Below are 13,925 nucleotides of genomic sequence, written 5' to 3'. Positions count from 1 at the left end.
GGACGATGAACAAGGTACTTCTGACTGCGGTGGCGACAGGCGTCCTCGCCCTCTCTGCCTGCAAGCAATCGGGGACGACCGTCTCCAACAACCAGACGCAGGGCATGGCCGACGAGGCGCCGGTCGAGAACAGCGGGCTCGGCAATGGCATGGCAGACGGCAACATGGGCGGTGCGGCGAACGCCTCGGCGAACCAGGCTTATGTCCAGGATGCCGCGACCAGCGACATGTTCGAGATCCAGAGCAGCCAGATCGCGCTCGACAAGGCGACCTTGCCGAGCGCCAAGACCTACGCCCAGATGATGATCGACGAGCATGGCAAGTCGACCAGCGAGCTCAAGGCCGCGGCGCAGTCTGCCGGGCTGACGGTCCCGACCGCTCTCCCCGCCGACAAGCAGGCGCAGGTCGAGGCACTTCGGGCGCTGTCGGGCGCAGGCTTCGACCAGCGCTACCTTGCCGACCAGCGCGCCGGGCACCAGGAGACTCTGGCCAAGGTCAACAGCTACCTCGCGTCGGCGCCGGCCGGTCCTCTCAAGGACCATGCCGCCAAGGTCACCGGGGTAGTCCAGAAGCACCTCAACGCACTGGAGAAGATCAAGTGAGCGACACCAAGACGACCAAGCAGGGCTATTGCGCGGACATCGAGGAAGCGACGATCGCCAACAACGACTTCCGCCGCGTGCTCTACACCGGCGAGCACCTCCAGCTGGTGCTGATGAGCCTCGCTCCGGGCGAGGAGATCGGCGAGGAGACGCACGAGGACCGCGACCAGTTCTTCCGCTTCGAGGAAGGCGAGGGCGTGGTCGTGATCGACGGCAAGGAGAACCGGGTCGAGGACGACACTGCGGTGATCGTGCCCGCCGGCGCCCGCCACAATGTGAAGAACACCGGCGAGGAGCCGCTCCAGTTCTACACCCTCTACGGTCCGCCCGAGCACAAGGACAAGGTCGTCCACAAGACCAAGGCGCAGGCCGAGGCCGACCACGACAATGACGAGTGGGACGGCAAGACCAGCGAGTGAGCGGCCCGTCACCCGAGAGTTGACCGCGCGGAGCCGCTTCGGTAAGGGGCGGCTCGTTCGCGGCGGCCAAGGTCCTGCGGACAGAGCAGAACATTGCGTTGTTACTTCGCGGGACGGCCGGCGGCCTTCGGGTCGGCCGGCCTTCGCGCTTGAACAGCCAAAGTAACCGCCGGGTCTTCCGGCAATTCAAAGGTGAAGGGCTTCATGCCAACGATCAACCAGCTGATCCGCAAGGGTCGCGAGCCGCAGAAGGCCAAGAGCAAGGTCCCTGCGATGGACCAGAACCCGCAGAAGCGCGGCGTTTGCACCCGTGTCTACACCACGACCCCGAAGAAGCCGAACTCGGCGCTGCGCAAGGTGGCCAAGGTCCGCCTGACCAACCAGCGCGAAGTCATCAGCTACATCCCGGGTGAGGGCCACAATCTTCAGGAGCACTCGGTGGTCCTGATCCGTGGCGGCCGTGTGCGCGACCTTCCGGGTGTCCGCTACCACGTGCTTCGCGGCGTGCTCGACACCCAGGGTGTCAAGGACCGTCGTCAGTCGCGCTCGAAGTACGGCGCCAAGCGCCCGAAGTAAGCTGGTGTTGGCCGCGCCGCGTGAGAGTCGCAGGCGCGCCGCTCGAAAAAGGAATAATCAATGTCCCGTCGTCGTCGCCCAGAAAAGCGCGAGATCCTGCCGGACCCGAAGTTCGGTGACATCACCCTGTCGAAGTTCATGAATTCGGTCATGCTCGATGGCAAGAAGTCGGTCGCCGAGAGCATCGTCTACGGTGCCCTCGACGTGGTCGAGACCCGTCTCAAGAAGGACCCGATCGGGGTCTTCCACGACGCGCTCAACAACGTGAAGCCGGGCATCGAGGTCCGCAGCCGCCGTGTCGGTGGCGCGACCTACCAGGTCCCCGTCGAGGTCCGTGACGTCCGCGCCCAGGCGCTTGCGATCCGCTGGCTGATCACCGCCGCCCGCGCCCGCAGCGAGAAGACCATGGCCGCCCGCCTGTCGGGTGAGCTGATGGACGCCTCGCAGAACCGCGGCAACGCGGTCAAGAAGCGCGAAGACACGCACCGCATGGCCGAAGCGAACCGCGCCTTCAGCCACTACCGCTGGTAAAACAAGCACCTATATCGTGGGGGTCCGGCCCGGCCGGGCCTCCGCACATCGAAGGAAGCACCGACCATGGCCCGCAGCCATCCGCTCGAGCGTTATCGTAATATCGGCATCATGGCGCACATCGACGCCGGCAAGACGACGACCACCGAGCGAATCCTCTACTACACCGGCAAGTCCTACAAGATCGGCGAGGTCCACGAGGGCACCGCGACCATGGACTGGATGGAGCAGGAGCAGGAGCGCGGGATCACGATCACGTCGGCCGCGACCACCTGTAAGTGGAAGGCCGAGGACGGTCAGGGCGAAGAGCATCTGATCAACATCATCGACACGCCCGGCCACGTCGACTTCACCATCGAAGTCGAGCGTTCGCTGCGCGTGCTCGACGGCGCTGTCGCCTGTTTCGACGGCGTTGCCGGCGTCGAGCCGCAGTCGGAAACCGTGTGGCGCCAGGCGGACAAGTACAAGGTCCCGCGGATGTGCTTCGTCAACAAGCTCGACCGCACCGGTGCCGATTTCTATTATTGCGTCGACACCATCGTCGAGCGCCTGGGTGCGCGCCCGGCCGTGCTGTACCTGCCGATCGGCATGGAGGGCGGCTTCAAGGGTCTCGTTGACCTGGTCAACAACCGCGCGATCATCTGGCTTGAGGAGTCGCTTGGCGCGAAGTTCGAATATCAGGACATCCCCGATGACCTGAAGGAGAAGGCCGCCAAGTATCGCAGCGACCTCATCGAAATCGCCGTCGAACAGGACGACGATGCGATGGAAGCGTATCTGGAGGGCAATGAGCCCGACACCGCCACGCTCAAGAAGCTGATCCGCAAGGGCACGCTGGCGATGGACTTCGTTCCGATCGTCTGCGGCTCGGCATTCAAGAACAAGGGCGTCCAGCCGCTGCTCGACGCCGTGGTCGACTATCTGCCGAGCCCGCTCGACATTCCGCCGGTCGATGGCGTCAAGCCGGGTACCGAGGAAGCCGACACCCGTGAGGCGTCGGACGAGGCGCCCTTCTCGGCGCTGGCGTTCAAGATCATGAACGATCCGTTCGTCGGCTCGCTGACCTTCACCCGCATCTATTCGGGCACGCTGTCCAAGGGCAGCTACCTGAACTCGGTGAAGGACAAGAAGGAAAAGATCGGCCGCATGCTCCTCATGCACGCCAACTCGCGTGAGGACATCGACGAGGCGCGTGCGGGCGACATCGTCGCGATCGCGGGTCTCAAGGAGACCACCACCGGCGACACGCTGTGCGATCCGGCCAAGCCGATCGTGCTCGAGCGGATGGAGTTCCCCGAGCCCGTCATCGAGGTCGCGGTGGAGCCGAAGACCAAGGCCGACCAGGAGAAGATGGGCGTCGCCCTCAACCGCCTGGCCGCCGAGGATCCCTCGTTCCGCGTCACCTCGGACCACGAGAGCGGCCAGACCATCATCAAGGGGATGGGCGAGCTCCACCTCGAGATCCTGGTCGATCGCATGAAGCGCGAGTTCAAGGTCGAGGCCAACGTCGGCGCGCCGCAGGTCGCCTACCGCGAGTATCTCGGCAAGCCGGTCGACATCGACTACACCCACAAGAAGCAGTCGGGCGGCACCGGCCAGTTCGGCCGCGTCAAGGTCAAGCTGACCCCGGGTGAGCGCGGTTCGGGCATCGTCTTCAAGGACGAGATCAAGGGCGGCAATATTCCCAAGGAATATATCCCGGCGATCGAAAAGGGCTTCCGCGAGACGGCTGCCACGGGCTCGCTGGTCGGCTTCCCGATCATCGACTTCGAGATCAACCTCTACGACGGCGCCTACCATGACGTCGACTCGTCGGCGCTGGCGTTCGAAATCACCGGTCGCGGTGCGATGCGCGAAGCGGCCCAGAAGGCCGGCATCAAGCTGCTCGAGCCGATGATGAAGGTCGAGGTGGTGACTCCCGAGGATTACCTCGGCGACGTCATCGGCGATCTGAACAGCCGTCGCGGCCAGATCCAGGGCACCGACAGCCGGGGCAATGCCCAGGTCGTCGAGGCGATGGTCCCGCTGGCGAACATGTTCGGCTACGTGAACCAGCTGCGTTCCTTCACCCAGGGACGCGCTCAGTACTCGATGCAGTTCTCGCACTATGACGAGGTTCCGCAGAACGTGGCGGAAGAGGTCAAGGCGAAGCTGGCGTAACTCAATTTTAGACGCTAAGGGCGCGCTCGCAATCGGGCGAGCGGTCCTGATAACCCAAGAAGAGGCGTAACATGGCGAAGGCGAAATTCGAGCGGAACAAGCCGCACGTGAACATTGGCACCATCGGTCACGTCGACCATGGCAAGACGTCGCTGACCGCAGCGATCACCAAGGTGCTGGCCAAGCATGGCGGCGGCACCGCCGTCGACTTCGCCAACATCGACAAGGCGCCGGAAGAGCGCGAGCGCGGCATCACCATCTCGACCGCCCACGTCGAGTATGAGACCGCCGCCCGCCACTACGCGCACGTCGATTGCCCGGGCCACGCCGACTATGTGAAGAACATGATCACCGGCGCCGCGCAGATGGACGGCGCGATCCTGGTCGTGTCGGCTGCCGACGGCCCGATGCCGCAGACCAAGGAGCACATCCTGCTCGCGGCGCAGGTCGGCGTTCCGACCATGGTCGTCTTCCTCAACAAGGTCGACCAGGTCGACGATCCCGAGCTGCTCGAGCTGGTCGAGCTGGAAATCCGCGAGGAGCTTTCCAAGCGCGGCTTCGACGGCGACAACATTCCGATCGTCGCCGGTTCGGCGCTGGCGGTCCTGGAAGATCGTGACGAGAACATCGGCGAGGAAGCGATCCTCAAGCTGATGCAGGCCGTCGACGACTGGATCCCGCAGCCGGAGCGTCCGCTCGACAAGCCGTTCCTGATGCCGATCGAGGACGTGTTCTCGATCTCGGGCCGCGGCACCGTCGTGACCGGCCGCGTCGAGACCGGCATCGTCAAGGTTGGCGAGGAAGTCGAGATCGTCGGCATCAAGGACACCAAGAAGACCGTCGTCACCGGCGTCGAGATGTTCCGCAAGCTGCTCGACCAGGGCCAGGCCGGCGACAACATCGGTGCGCTGATCCGCGGCGTCGGCCGTGACGAAGTCGAGCGTGGCCAGGTTCTCTGCAAGCCGGGCTCGATCACTCCGCACACCGACTTCTCGGCCGAAGTGTACGTGCTGTCGAAGGACGAGGGTGGCCGTCACACGCCGTTCTTCGCCAACTATCGTCCGCAGTTCTACTTCCGCACCACCGACGTGACCGGCGAAGTGACCCTCCCCGAGGGCACCGAGATGGTCATGCCGGGCGACAACGTGACCCTCGGCGTCAAGCTGATCGCCCCGATCGCGATGGATCAGGGCCTCCGCTTCGCCATCCGCGAAGGCGGCCGCACCGTCGGCGCCGGCGTGGTGGGCACCATCACCAAGTAAGCTCCTGCCGCGCCTCTCGGCGCAAGGAACTGACGGCAAGGGCCCGGCACTCGCGAGAGTGTCGGGCCTTTCGCTGTCTGAGGCAGGTGCGATCCGGCTACGGGAACATGACCGAGCAGAGTTGCGTTCTGCCGCCGTAATGAAGTCTGCGTTTCTCCCCTTCCTGCTCACCGCCGCTGTTGTCGGCTGCGGCGATCTCCCGAGAGACAGCGAGGGTTCGCTCGAGCAGATCCGCGAGCAGAAGAGCTTCCGGGTCGGCCTCATCGCCGGCTCCGAGGACCGCGAGGGTCGAGGTCGTCGGCTGATCGAGGCGCTTGGCGTCGAGGCTGGTGCCGAGCCGCGACTGCGCGTCGGGGCCGCCGAGCATCTCCTCACCCAGCTTGAGGAGGGCGAGCTCGACCTGGTGGTCGGCACGATGGCGCGGAAGAGCCCTTGGGCGATCAAGGTCCATGCCTCCAAGCCGCTGTCGCCGGCGGCCGAGAAGGCGCCGGTGCGGCTCGTCGCAATGGCCCGCAACGGCGAGAATGCCTGGATCAGCCTTCTTCACCGCAAGGTCGAGCAGGTGAGGGGCCGGCGGTGACCGGGATTCCCCGGCCGATCCTCGCCGACTTCGCTCGCGCGCGGCGGCTCGAATGGTGGACTTTGTTCTGGGTGAGTTCGGTGGTGGTGGTGATGTTCTTCGCCACCGGCTCGAGCCAGGCGATGCGGACCGCCTGGTTCGAGGACATCCTCAGCCTCGTGCCGTCGATCGTCTTCCTGGTCGCCGCGCGGCTGGAGGTGAGGGGGCCGACAAGGGCGTTCCCGTTCGGCTTCCACCGGGTCCAGAGCCTCGCCTTCTTGATTTCGGCGACGGCGCTGTCGGCGGTCGGCGTCTTCCTGCTGTTCGAATCGGCGATGACGCTGATCAAGCAGGAGCATGTCACCATCCCGCCGGTGACGATCCTCGGCCAGACCGTCTGGTTGGGCTGGCTGATGATCGCCGCGCTGGTCTATTCGATCATCCCGCCGGTGATCCTCGGCCGGATGAAGGAGCCGGTGGCGGAGCGGCTCCAGGACAAGGTGCTGCACACCGACGCGCTGATGCAGAAGGCCGACTGGATGACCGGGCTGGCAGGGATCGGCGGGATCCTCGGGCTGGGGCTCGGCTATTGGTGGGCCGACGCCGTGGCTAGCGCCGTCATCTCCGCGAGCATCATCAAGGATGGCGTGGGCGCCCTGCGGTCGTCGACCGCCGAGCTGATCGACGGAGCGCCGCGCAAGCTCGACAGCGACGAGATCGCCGAGGAGGTGGAGGTGCTCCGCGAAGCGCTGAAGGCGCGCTATCCGGGTGCCGAGGTCCGCACCCGTGAAACCGGGCGCTACATCCTGGCGCAGGTCGGCGGGGTCGATCCGGACGCCCAGGTCGATCTCGCCGACATCTGGCCCGGCAACCCCGAGCGGAGTTGGCGGCTGGCCCAGCTGAGCTTCGTTCCACGCGGCGCGTGCGAGGAACTTTAGCGCGAGTTCGAACGTGCGCGCCCGAACGCAGGGCTTGATCTCACCCCCACGCCTCTGTAGAGGCCCCTCCACCGACGGGGATTCGTCCCTGTCACCAAGTTTCAGCGTTGGGGTCAAACCGACCCGGGAGACCGGGGGTAATCGGCTGCGGCCTCAGCTTTTCTTGGGCGGGTAACCGTCCAGCGGCTCTTTGCAATCGGTAGTGGAAGATATGGAAACCCAGAACATCCGGATTCGTCTGAAAGCCTTCGACCACCGCGTGCTCGACCAGGCGACCGGCGACATTGCCGACACCGCTCGGCGCACCGGTGCTCTCATCCGTGGTCCCATTCCGCTCCCGACCCGCATCGAGAAGTTCACCGTCAACCGCTCGCCGCACGTCGACAAGAAGTCGCGCGAGCAGTTCGAGGTGCGCACCTACAAGCGGCTGCTCGACATCGTTCAGCCGACCCCCCAGACGGTCGACGCGCTGATGAAGCTTGATCTCGCTGCCGGGGTGGACGTGGAGATCAAACTGGCCTAAGGGCTGCGGCGCGGCGGTTGAATCGCTTTCGAGCGATCCTGCTGCGCCAAAACAAAGGGATACCGCGGGAGGCCTCTCACGAGGTTGCCCGGTCTGCGTCCCCCGTCTCCTGCCTCGGCAGGAATAGCCCAGGCGGGGCGACGCACTTATTCACGGGCTGCATGCCTCTTCCGGTAACGGATTAGGCCTCTGTGAGGAGTGTTGATCATGCGCACCGGCGTGATCGCCAAGAAGGTTGGAATGACCCGCCTGTTCCAGGCGGACGGACGTCACGTTCCCGTGACGGTTCTCCAGCTCGATGGCGTACAGGTCGTTGGCCGCCGCGACGGCGAGACGGACGGTTATACCGCCGTCCAGCTCGGCGCGGGTACCGCCAAGGCCAAGAATGTGAACAAGCCGCAGCGCGGCGCCTTCGGCAAGGCCGAAGTCGAGCCCAAGGCCAAGGTGGTCGAGTTCCGGGTGGCCGAGGACGCGCTCCTCGACCTCGGGACCGAGATCTCGGCCGATCACTTCGTCGAAGGCCAGATGGTCGACATCTCGGGTGTCACCCAGGGTAAGGGTTTCGCCGGCGCCATGAAGCGCTGGGGCTTCGGTGGTCTTCGTGCCACCCACGGCGTCTCGGTCTCGCACCGTTCGCACGGTTCGACCGGCAACCGCCAGGATCCGGGTCGCGTCTTCAAGAACAAGAAGATGGCCGGCCACATGGGCGCCCGCAACCGCACCCAGCAGAACCTCGAGATCGTCCGCACCGACGCCGAGCGCGGGCTGCTGTTCGTCAAGGGCTCGGTTCCGGGCCACAAGGGCAGCTGGCTGACCGTCAAGGACAGCGTCAAGGTCGCCCGCAACGAGAATGCTCCGTATCCGGCTGGTCTCAAGACCGCCGCCGCGGCTCCGCAGAACAACGAAGCTCAGGTGACGGACAATGCTCCGGCCACCGACGAGAGCACGGAAGGCTAAGCGATGAAGGTCGAAGTCAAGACCCTCGACGCGGGCGGGAATGGCGACGTCGAGCTCAATGATGCCGTGTTCGGCGTCGAGCCCCGCGCCGACATCCTGCACCGGGTCGTCACCTGGCAGCTCGCCAACCGCCGCGGGATGGCTCGCGCCGCCCGCGAGCGTTCGGATGTTGCCCGCACCGGCAAGAAGTTCGGTCGCCAGAAGGGCGGCGGTACCGCTCGTCACGGCGATCGCCGCGCCCCGATCTTCATCGGCGGCGGCAAGGCCCATGGCCCGCGTGCCCGTCTGTTCACGCTGTCGCTGAACAAGAAGGTTCGTGCGCTGGGCCTGAAGATGGCGCTGTCGAGCAAGGCGCAGGGCGGTCAGCTGATCGTCGTCGACAACCTCGACGTGCCGGAAGGCAAGACCAAGGCGCTGGTTGAGCGGCTCGGCAAGCTCGGCTTCGGCAAGAGCGCGCTGGTGATCGACGGTGACGCGCTGAACGTCAGCTTCGCCAACGCCTCGTCCAACCTTCATGGCATCAACCTGATGCCGGCGGTCGGTGCGAACGTCTACGACATCATGCGCCATGAAACGCTGGTCCTGACCCGCGCTGCGCTCGAGAAGCTGGAGGCCCGGTTCAATGGCTAAGAAGCCAGAAGCCACGGCGATCGACAATCGCCACTATGACGTGATCCGCGGTCCGCACATCACCGAGAAGTCGACCATGCTCTCCGAGCATAATGCGGTCGTGTTCAAGGTGGCGGGCGACGCCAGCAAGCCGCAGATCAAGGCGGCTGTCGAGGCGCTGTTCAACGTCACCGTGACCGGGGTCAACACCCTGGTGACCAAGGGCAAGACCAAGAAGTGGAAGGGCAAGCCCTACCAGCGGTCGGACGCCAAGAAGGCGATCGTCACCCTCGCCGAGGGCCAGTCGATCGACATCACGAGCGGGATCTAACGAGCCATGGCACTCAAAGCATATAAGCCGACGAGCCCGGCCCGCCGTGGCCTCATCCTCGTCGACAAGAGCGCGCTCTGGAAGGGCAAGCCCGTCAAGGCGCTGACCGAGGGCAAGCACAAGACCGGTGGCCGCAACAACAAGGGCCATGTGACCAGCCGCGGCATCGCGGGCGGCCACAAGCAGAAGTACCGGATCATCGACTTCAAGCGTCGTACCTGGGACGTCTCGGCCACCGTCGAGCGGCTCGAGTATGACCCGAACCGGTCGGCGTTCATCGCGCTTGTCACCTACGAGGGCGGCGAGCAGGCCTACATCCTCGCGCCGCAGCGTCTTGCTCCGGGCGACAAGGTCATCGCCGGCAAGAAGGTCGACGTGAAGCCGGGCAACGCGATGGAAGTCGGCCAGATGCCGGTCGGGACCATCGTCCACAATGTCGAGCTCAAGCCCGGCAAGGGTGGCCAGATCGCCCGCGCCGCCGGCACCTATGTGCAGGTCGTCGGTCGCGACAAGGGCATGGTCATCGTCCGCCTCAACTCGGGCGAGCAGCGCTATGTCCGCTCGGACTGCATGGCGACCGTCGGTGCGGTGTCCAACCCGGACAACGGCAACCAGACCCTCGCCAAGGCCGGCCGTACCCGCTGGCTCGGCAAGCGCCCGCTGACCCGCGGTGTCGCCAAGAACCCGGTCGACCACCCGCACGGCGGTGGTGAAGGCCGGACCTCGGGCGGCCGTCACCCGGTTACCCCGTGGGGCAAGCCGACCAAGGGTGCCCGCACCCGTCACAACAAGGCAACGGACAAGTTCATCATCCGTAGCCGTCACGCCAAGAAGAAGGGCTAAGAGATGGCTCGTTCCGTCTGGAAGGGTCCGTTCGTCGAACTGTCGCTCCTGAAGAAGGCTGAAGCCGCTCAGGACGCGGGTGCTCGCGCGCCGATCAAGACCTGGTCGCGCCGCTCGACCATCCTCCCGCAGTTCGTCGGCCTGACCTTCAATGTCTACAACGGCCGCAAGTTCGTGCCGGTGTCGGTCAACGAGGACATGGTCGGCATGAAGCTGGGCGAGTTCGCTCCGACCCGCTTCTTCCCCGGCCACGCCGCCGACAAGAAGGGCAAGCGCTAATGGGCAAGGCAGCAGCACCCCGTCGCGTGGGCGACAAGGAAGCGCTCGCGGTCGGCAACACCATCCGTGGCTCGGCGCGCAAGCTGAACCTGGTGGCGCAGCTGATCCGCGGCCGTCGGGTTGAGGAAGCGCTGAACATCCTGAAGTTCAGCCCCAAGGGCATGAGCGAGGACGTCTACAAGGTCCTGGCTTCGGCCGTGGCCAATGCCGAGAACAACCACAACCTCGACGTCGACGCTCTCGTCGTCGCCGAGGCCAGTGTCGGCAAGTCGATCTCGATGAAGCGTTTCGCCACCCGCGCCCGCGGCCGGTCGAGCCGCATCGTCAAGCCGTTCAGCCGAATCCGCGTCGTCGTGCGCGAGCAGGAAGAAGCCTAATGGGTCAGAAGAGCAATCCGATCGGCCTCCGGCTGCAGATCAACCGCACCTGGGACAGCCGCTGGTTCGCGGAAGGTCAGGACTACGGCCGGCTGCTGCTGGAGGATCTCAAGATCCGCCAGTACATCATGAAGACGCTGCCGCAGGCCGCGATCTCCAAGGTGGTCATCGAGCGTCCGGCCAAGCTGTGCCGCGTCTCCATCTATGCCGCGCGCCCTGGCGTGATCATCGGCAAGAAGGGCACCGACATCGAGAAGCTGAAGAAGATCCTGTCCAAGATGACGGGTTCGGAAGTCAGTCTCAACATCGTCGAGATCCGCAAGCCGGAAGTCGACGCCCGCCTCGTGGCTCAGGGCATCGCCGACCAGCTGGAGCGCCGTATCGCGTTCCGCCGGGCGATGAAGCGCGCGGTCCAGTCGGCTCTCCGCCTTGGCGCGGAAGGCATCCGGATCGAGTGCGGCGGCCGTCTCGGCGGCGCCGAGATCGCCCGCTCGGAGCGCTATCGCGAAGGCCGCGTGCCGCTTCACACGCTGCGCGGCAACGTCGACTATGCCGAGGCCCAGGCCCACACCGCTTACGGTGTGTGCGGCGTCAAGGTGTGGGTGTTCAAGGGTGAGATCCTGGGTCACGACCCGCTCGCCCAGGACCGGCTGATGATGGAAGCACAGACCTCCGGCGTCCGCCCTGCGCGCGACGACGATCGTCGCCGGTAAGGACGAAGAACCATGCTGCAACCAAAGCGCACCAAGTTCCGCAAGGCCTTCAAGGGCCGCATCCATGGCAATGCCAAGGGTGGAACCGAGCTCAACTTCGGCGCCTTCGGCCTGAAGGCGATGGAGCCGGAGCGAATCACCGCCCGCCAGATCGAAGCGGCTCGCCGCGCGATCACCCGTCACATCAAGCGCCAGGGTCGCTTGTGGATCCGGATCTTCCCGGACCTGCCGGTGTCGAGCAAGCCTGCCGAAGTCCGCATGGGCTCGGGCAAGGGCTCGCCCGAGTTCTGGGTCGCCCGGGTCAAGCCCGGCCGCATCCTGTTCGAGCTCGACGGCGTTCCCGGTCCGCTCGCCAAGACGGCGTTCGAGCGGGCGGCTGAGAAGCTCCCCATCAAGGTCAAGGTGGTCGCCCGCCTTGGCGAAACCCTGATCGAGGCCGACTGACGATGGCGAACCGTGACGACCTGTCGGTGAAGTCCGACGACCAGCTGTCGAGCCAGCTCTCCGAGCTGAAGCGCGAGCAGTTCAACCTGCGCTTCCAGGCGGCGACCAACCAGCTGGAGAAGCCGAGCCGGGTTCGCGAGGTCCGCCGGACCATCGCCCGCATCAAGACCCTGCAGGGCCAGCGCTCGAAGAGCGCCTCGGCGCCGCAGGGCTGAGGAGAGAATAGATGCCAAAGCGCGTCCTCACCGGCACCGTGGTGTCCGACAAGGGTGACAAGACCGTGGTGGTCCGTGTCGAGCGGCGGGTGAAGCACCCGCTGTACGGCAAGATCATCAAGCTGTCGAAGAAGTACCATGCCCACGACGAGGCGAATGCCTTTTCGGTGGGTCAGCAGGTTCGCATTGAAGAATGCGCTCCGATTTCGAAGCTCAAGACCTGGACCGTTGCCGGACTGGTTGGCGAGGCGAAAGCCTCCGACCTGGCCGAAGCGGCCAACGTCTGAGCGGCTCTGGACAAGGATAGGATAGACCCATGATCCAGATGCAGTCCAACCTCGATGTCGCGGACAACAGCGGCGCCAAGCGCGTCATGTGCATCAAGGTGCTTGGCGGATCCAAGCGCCGCACCGCGAGCGTCGGCGACATCATCGTCGTGTCGGTCAAGGAAGCTGCTCCGAAGGGCCGTGTGAAGAAGGGTGACGTGCATCGCGCAGTCATCGTTCGCACCGCTAAGGACATCCGCCGTCCCGACGGTTCGGTGATCCGCTTCGACAGCAATGCCGCCGTGCTGGTCAACAAGAACGAGGAGCCGATCGGCACTCGTATCTTCGGGCCGGTGGTGCGCGAACTGCGCGCCAAGAAGCACATGAAGATCATCAGCCTTGCGCCGGAGGTGCTGTAATGGCCGCCGCGAAGATCAAGAAGGGCGACAAGGTCGTCGTCCTCTCGGGCAAGGACAAGGGCAAGACCGGTGAGGTCGTCCAGTCCATGCCGAAGGAACAGAAGGTCGTGGTGAGCGGCGTCAATGTCGCCGTCCGTCACAAGAAGCCGACCCAGGCAGCCCCCCAGGGCGGTCTGGAGCGCAAGGAAGCGCCGCTGCACGTCTCGAAGGTCGCGATTGCCGATCCCAAGACGGGCAAGGCCACCCGCGTCCGCTTCGAGGAGCGCGACGGCAAGAAGGTGCGCGTTGCGGCCAAGTCCGGGGAGCTGATCAATGGCTGAGGCCACTTATACTCCGCGCCTGCGGAAGGATTATGACGAGCGCATCGCCAAGGCGATGACCGAGAAGTTCGGGTACAAGAACCGCATGGAGGTTCCGCGCCTGGAGAAGATCGTCATCAACATGGGCGTCGGCGAGGCGACCCAGGACAAGAAGAAGGTCGAGGCCGCCGCGGCCGAGATGCAGGCGATCTCCGGCCAGAAGCCGGTCATCACCAAGGCCAAGAAGTCGATCGCGCAGTTCAAGCTGCGCGAGGGCATGCCGATCGGTTGCAAGGTCACCCTTCGCCGCGAGCGCATGTACGAGTTCCTCGACCGGCTCGTGACCATCGCTCTTCCCCGGGTCCGCGACTTCCGCGGCCTCAACCCGAAGAGCTTCGATGGTCGTGGCAATTACGCGATGGGTCTCAAGGAGCAGATCGTGTTCCCCGAGATCAACTATGACCAGATCGACAAGGTCCGGGGCATGGACATCATCGTCACCACCACGGCGAAGACCGACGAGGAAGCGCGCGAGCTGCTCCGCCTCTTCAACTTCCCGTTCCCCGCAGACGCGGACCAGCAGAAGGCTGCCGCGTAAGCGGT

The 13,925-nt window shown here is 65.1% G+C and carries 22 protein-coding genes; all 22 read left to right on the top strand.

The annotated features are described in order from the left end of the window. Positions 1-5 precede the first annotated feature (5 nt). The gene (locus ABD727_RS11485) at positions 6-602 is read left to right on the top strand and encodes a DUF4142 domain-containing protein (protein ID WP_344707519.1); all 597 of its coding nucleotides are present in this window, start codon (positions 6-8) and stop codon (positions 600-602) included. Continuing rightward, positions 599-1,021, top strand: coding sequence for a cupin domain-containing protein (locus ABD727_RS11480; protein ID WP_344707518.1), 423 nt, complete (start codon positions 599-601; stop codon positions 1,019-1,021). Before ABD727_RS11485 ends, ABD727_RS11480 begins: the two co-directional genes overlap by 4 nt. Positions 1,022-1,225: 204 nt before the next feature. Beyond that, positions 1,226-1,597: a 30S ribosomal protein S12 gene (gene rpsL / locus ABD727_RS11475; RefSeq protein WP_168068175.1), complete on the top strand. Its 372-nt coding sequence runs from the start codon at positions 1,226-1,228 to the stop codon at positions 1,595-1,597. A gap of 60 nt (positions 1,598-1,657) precedes the next feature. Continuing rightward, positions 1,658-2,128, top strand: coding sequence for a 30S ribosomal protein S7 (rpsG, locus tag ABD727_RS11470; protein WP_344707517.1), 471 nt, complete (start codon positions 1,658-1,660; stop codon positions 2,126-2,128). Between the two features lie 66 nt (positions 2,129-2,194). Further along, positions 2,195-4,288 carry an elongation factor G gene (gene fusA, locus ABD727_RS11465; RefSeq protein ID WP_344707516.1) on the top strand — a complete coding sequence of 698 codons (2,094 nt, stop codon included), beginning with the start codon at positions 2,195-2,197 and terminating at the stop codon, positions 4,286-4,288. A 71-nt stretch (positions 4,289-4,359) separates the two neighbouring features. After that, on the top strand, positions 4,360-5,550 hold the full coding sequence (tuf, locus tag ABD727_RS11460; protein ID WP_344707515.1) for an elongation factor Tu: 1,191 nt from the start codon (positions 4,360-4,362) through the stop codon (positions 5,548-5,550). Between the two features lie 139 nt (positions 5,551-5,689). Further along, a complete protein-coding gene (locus ABD727_RS11455) occupies positions 5,690-6,130 on the top strand; it encodes a hypothetical protein (protein WP_344707514.1) in 441 nt (146 codons plus the stop codon). Next, positions 6,127-7,047: a cation diffusion facilitator family transporter gene (locus ABD727_RS11450; RefSeq protein WP_344707513.1), complete on the top strand. Its 921-nt coding sequence runs from the start codon at positions 6,127-6,129 to the stop codon at positions 7,045-7,047. The genes ABD727_RS11455 and ABD727_RS11450 overlap by 4 nt, the downstream gene beginning before the upstream one ends. A gap of 211 nt (positions 7,048-7,258) precedes the next feature. Then, a complete protein-coding gene (gene rpsJ, locus ABD727_RS11445; RefSeq protein WP_028969184.1) occupies positions 7,259-7,570 on the top strand; it encodes a 30S ribosomal protein S10 in 312 nt (103 codons plus the stop codon). 207 nt (positions 7,571-7,777) lie between these two features. After that, on the top strand, positions 7,778-8,527 hold the full coding sequence (gene rplC, locus ABD727_RS11440; RefSeq protein ID WP_344707512.1) for a 50S ribosomal protein L3: 750 nt from the start codon (positions 7,778-7,780) through the stop codon (positions 8,525-8,527). 3 nt (positions 8,528-8,530) lie between these two features. Beyond that, positions 8,531-9,157, top strand: a complete 627-nt coding sequence (gene rplD / locus ABD727_RS11435; RefSeq protein ID WP_344707511.1) for a 50S ribosomal protein L4 — start codon at positions 8,531-8,533, stop codon at positions 9,155-9,157. After that, positions 9,150-9,467: a 50S ribosomal protein L23 gene (locus tag ABD727_RS11430; RefSeq protein WP_344707510.1), complete on the top strand. Its 318-nt coding sequence runs from the start codon at positions 9,150-9,152 to the stop codon at positions 9,465-9,467. The genes rplD and ABD727_RS11430 overlap by 8 nt, the downstream gene beginning before the upstream one ends. A gap of 6 nt (positions 9,468-9,473) precedes the next feature. Beyond that, positions 9,474-10,310 (top strand): 50S ribosomal protein L2, encoded by an 837-nt coding sequence (gene rplB, locus ABD727_RS11425; protein ID WP_344707509.1) that lies wholly within the window; start codon positions 9,474-9,476, stop codon positions 10,308-10,310. Between the two features lie 3 nt (positions 10,311-10,313). After that, entirely contained in the window at positions 10,314-10,589 is a 276-nt protein-coding gene (rpsS, locus tag ABD727_RS11420) for a 30S ribosomal protein S19 (RefSeq protein ID WP_344707508.1), read from the top strand. Then, a complete protein-coding gene (gene rplV, locus ABD727_RS11415) occupies positions 10,589-10,966 on the top strand; it encodes a 50S ribosomal protein L22 (RefSeq protein ID WP_344707507.1) in 378 nt (125 codons plus the stop codon). The genes rpsS and rplV overlap by 1 nt, the downstream gene beginning before the upstream one ends. Further along, entirely contained in the window at positions 10,966-11,679 is a 714-nt protein-coding gene (gene rpsC, locus ABD727_RS11410; protein ID WP_344707506.1) for a 30S ribosomal protein S3, read from the top strand. The genes rplV and rpsC overlap by 1 nt, the downstream gene beginning before the upstream one ends. Before the next feature lie 12 nt (positions 11,680-11,691). Beyond that, positions 11,692-12,123, top strand: coding sequence for a 50S ribosomal protein L16 (gene rplP / locus ABD727_RS11405; RefSeq protein WP_344707505.1), 432 nt, complete (start codon positions 11,692-11,694; stop codon positions 12,121-12,123). A 2-nt stretch (positions 12,124-12,125) separates the two neighbouring features. Then, complete coding sequence (gene rpmC / locus ABD727_RS11400) at positions 12,126-12,338, top strand: 50S ribosomal protein L29 (RefSeq protein ID WP_344707504.1); 213 nt, start codon at positions 12,126-12,128, stop codon at positions 12,336-12,338. Between the two features lie 11 nt (positions 12,339-12,349). Then, positions 12,350-12,625, top strand: a complete 276-nt coding sequence (rpsQ, locus tag ABD727_RS11395) for a 30S ribosomal protein S17 (RefSeq protein ID WP_344707503.1) — start codon at positions 12,350-12,352, stop codon at positions 12,623-12,625. Between the two features lie 29 nt (positions 12,626-12,654). Next, a complete protein-coding gene (gene rplN / locus ABD727_RS11390; RefSeq protein WP_168068190.1) occupies positions 12,655-13,023 on the top strand; it encodes a 50S ribosomal protein L14 in 369 nt (122 codons plus the stop codon). Beyond that, positions 13,023-13,343, top strand: coding sequence for a 50S ribosomal protein L24 (rplX, locus tag ABD727_RS11385; RefSeq protein ID WP_344707502.1), 321 nt, complete (start codon positions 13,023-13,025; stop codon positions 13,341-13,343). The genes rplN and rplX overlap by 1 nt, the downstream gene beginning before the upstream one ends. Continuing rightward, on the top strand, positions 13,336-13,920 hold the full coding sequence (gene rplE / locus ABD727_RS11380; RefSeq protein WP_344707501.1) for a 50S ribosomal protein L5: 585 nt from the start codon (positions 13,336-13,338) through the stop codon (positions 13,918-13,920). Before rplX ends, rplE begins: the two co-directional genes overlap by 8 nt. Positions 13,921-13,925 lie beyond the last annotated feature (5 nt).

This window comes from Sphingomonas swuensis (assembly GCF_039538045.1).
Taxonomy (GTDB): domain Bacteria; phylum Pseudomonadota; class Alphaproteobacteria; order Sphingomonadales; family Sphingomonadaceae; genus Sphingomicrobium; species Sphingomicrobium swuense.
This window is presented reverse-complemented; position numbering and strand designations above follow the sequence as displayed.

Bases quoted from the DNA above. Each gene is read 5' to 3' on its own strand.
- tuf (WP_344707515.1), top strand. From the start codon at position 4,360: ATGGCGAAGGCGAAATTCGAGCGGAACAAGCCGCACGTGAACATTGGC.
- rplB (WP_344707509.1), top strand. From the start codon at position 9,474: ATGGCACTCAAAGCATATAAGCCGACGAGCCCGGCCCGCCGTGGCCTC.
- ABD727_RS11485 (WP_344707519.1), top strand. From the start codon at position 6: ATGAACAAGGTACTTCTGACTGCGGTGGCGACAGGCGTCCTCGCCCTC.
- rpmC (WP_344707504.1), top strand. From the start codon at position 12,126: ATGGCGAACCGTGACGACCTGTCGGTGAAGTCCGACGACCAGCTGTCG.
- rpsJ (WP_028969184.1), top strand. From the start codon at position 7,259: ATGGAAACCCAGAACATCCGGATTCGTCTGAAAGCCTTCGACCACCGC.
- rpsG (WP_344707517.1), top strand. From the start codon at position 1,658: ATGTCCCGTCGTCGTCGCCCAGAAAAGCGCGAGATCCTGCCGGACCCG.
- rpsS (WP_344707508.1), top strand. From the start codon at position 10,314: ATGGCTCGTTCCGTCTGGAAGGGTCCGTTCGTCGAACTGTCGCTCCTG.
- rplN (WP_168068190.1), top strand. From the start codon at position 12,655: ATGATCCAGATGCAGTCCAACCTCGATGTCGCGGACAACAGCGGCGCC.
- rplC (WP_344707512.1), top strand. From the start codon at position 7,778: ATGCGCACCGGCGTGATCGCCAAGAAGGTTGGAATGACCCGCCTGTTC.
- ABD727_RS11455 (WP_344707514.1), top strand. From the start codon at position 5,690: ATGAAGTCTGCGTTTCTCCCCTTCCTGCTCACCGCCGCTGTTGTCGGC.
- fusA (WP_344707516.1), top strand. From the start codon at position 2,195: ATGGCCCGCAGCCATCCGCTCGAGCGTTATCGTAATATCGGCATCATG.
- rpsC (WP_344707506.1), top strand. From the start codon at position 10,966: ATGGGTCAGAAGAGCAATCCGATCGGCCTCCGGCTGCAGATCAACCGC.
- rpsL (WP_168068175.1), top strand. From the start codon at position 1,226: ATGCCAACGATCAACCAGCTGATCCGCAAGGGTCGCGAGCCGCAGAAG.
- rplX (WP_344707502.1), top strand. From the start codon at position 13,023: ATGGCCGCCGCGAAGATCAAGAAGGGCGACAAGGTCGTCGTCCTCTCG.
- rplP (WP_344707505.1), top strand. From the start codon at position 11,692: ATGCTGCAACCAAAGCGCACCAAGTTCCGCAAGGCCTTCAAGGGCCGC.
- rplE (WP_344707501.1), top strand. From the start codon at position 13,336: ATGGCTGAGGCCACTTATACTCCGCGCCTGCGGAAGGATTATGACGAG.
- ABD727_RS11430 (WP_344707510.1), top strand. From the start codon at position 9,150: ATGGCTAAGAAGCCAGAAGCCACGGCGATCGACAATCGCCACTATGAC.
- rplV (WP_344707507.1), top strand. From the start codon at position 10,589: ATGGGCAAGGCAGCAGCACCCCGTCGCGTGGGCGACAAGGAAGCGCTC.
- rplD (WP_344707511.1), top strand. From the start codon at position 8,531: ATGAAGGTCGAAGTCAAGACCCTCGACGCGGGCGGGAATGGCGACGTC.
- rpsQ (WP_344707503.1), top strand. From the start codon at position 12,350: ATGCCAAAGCGCGTCCTCACCGGCACCGTGGTGTCCGACAAGGGTGAC.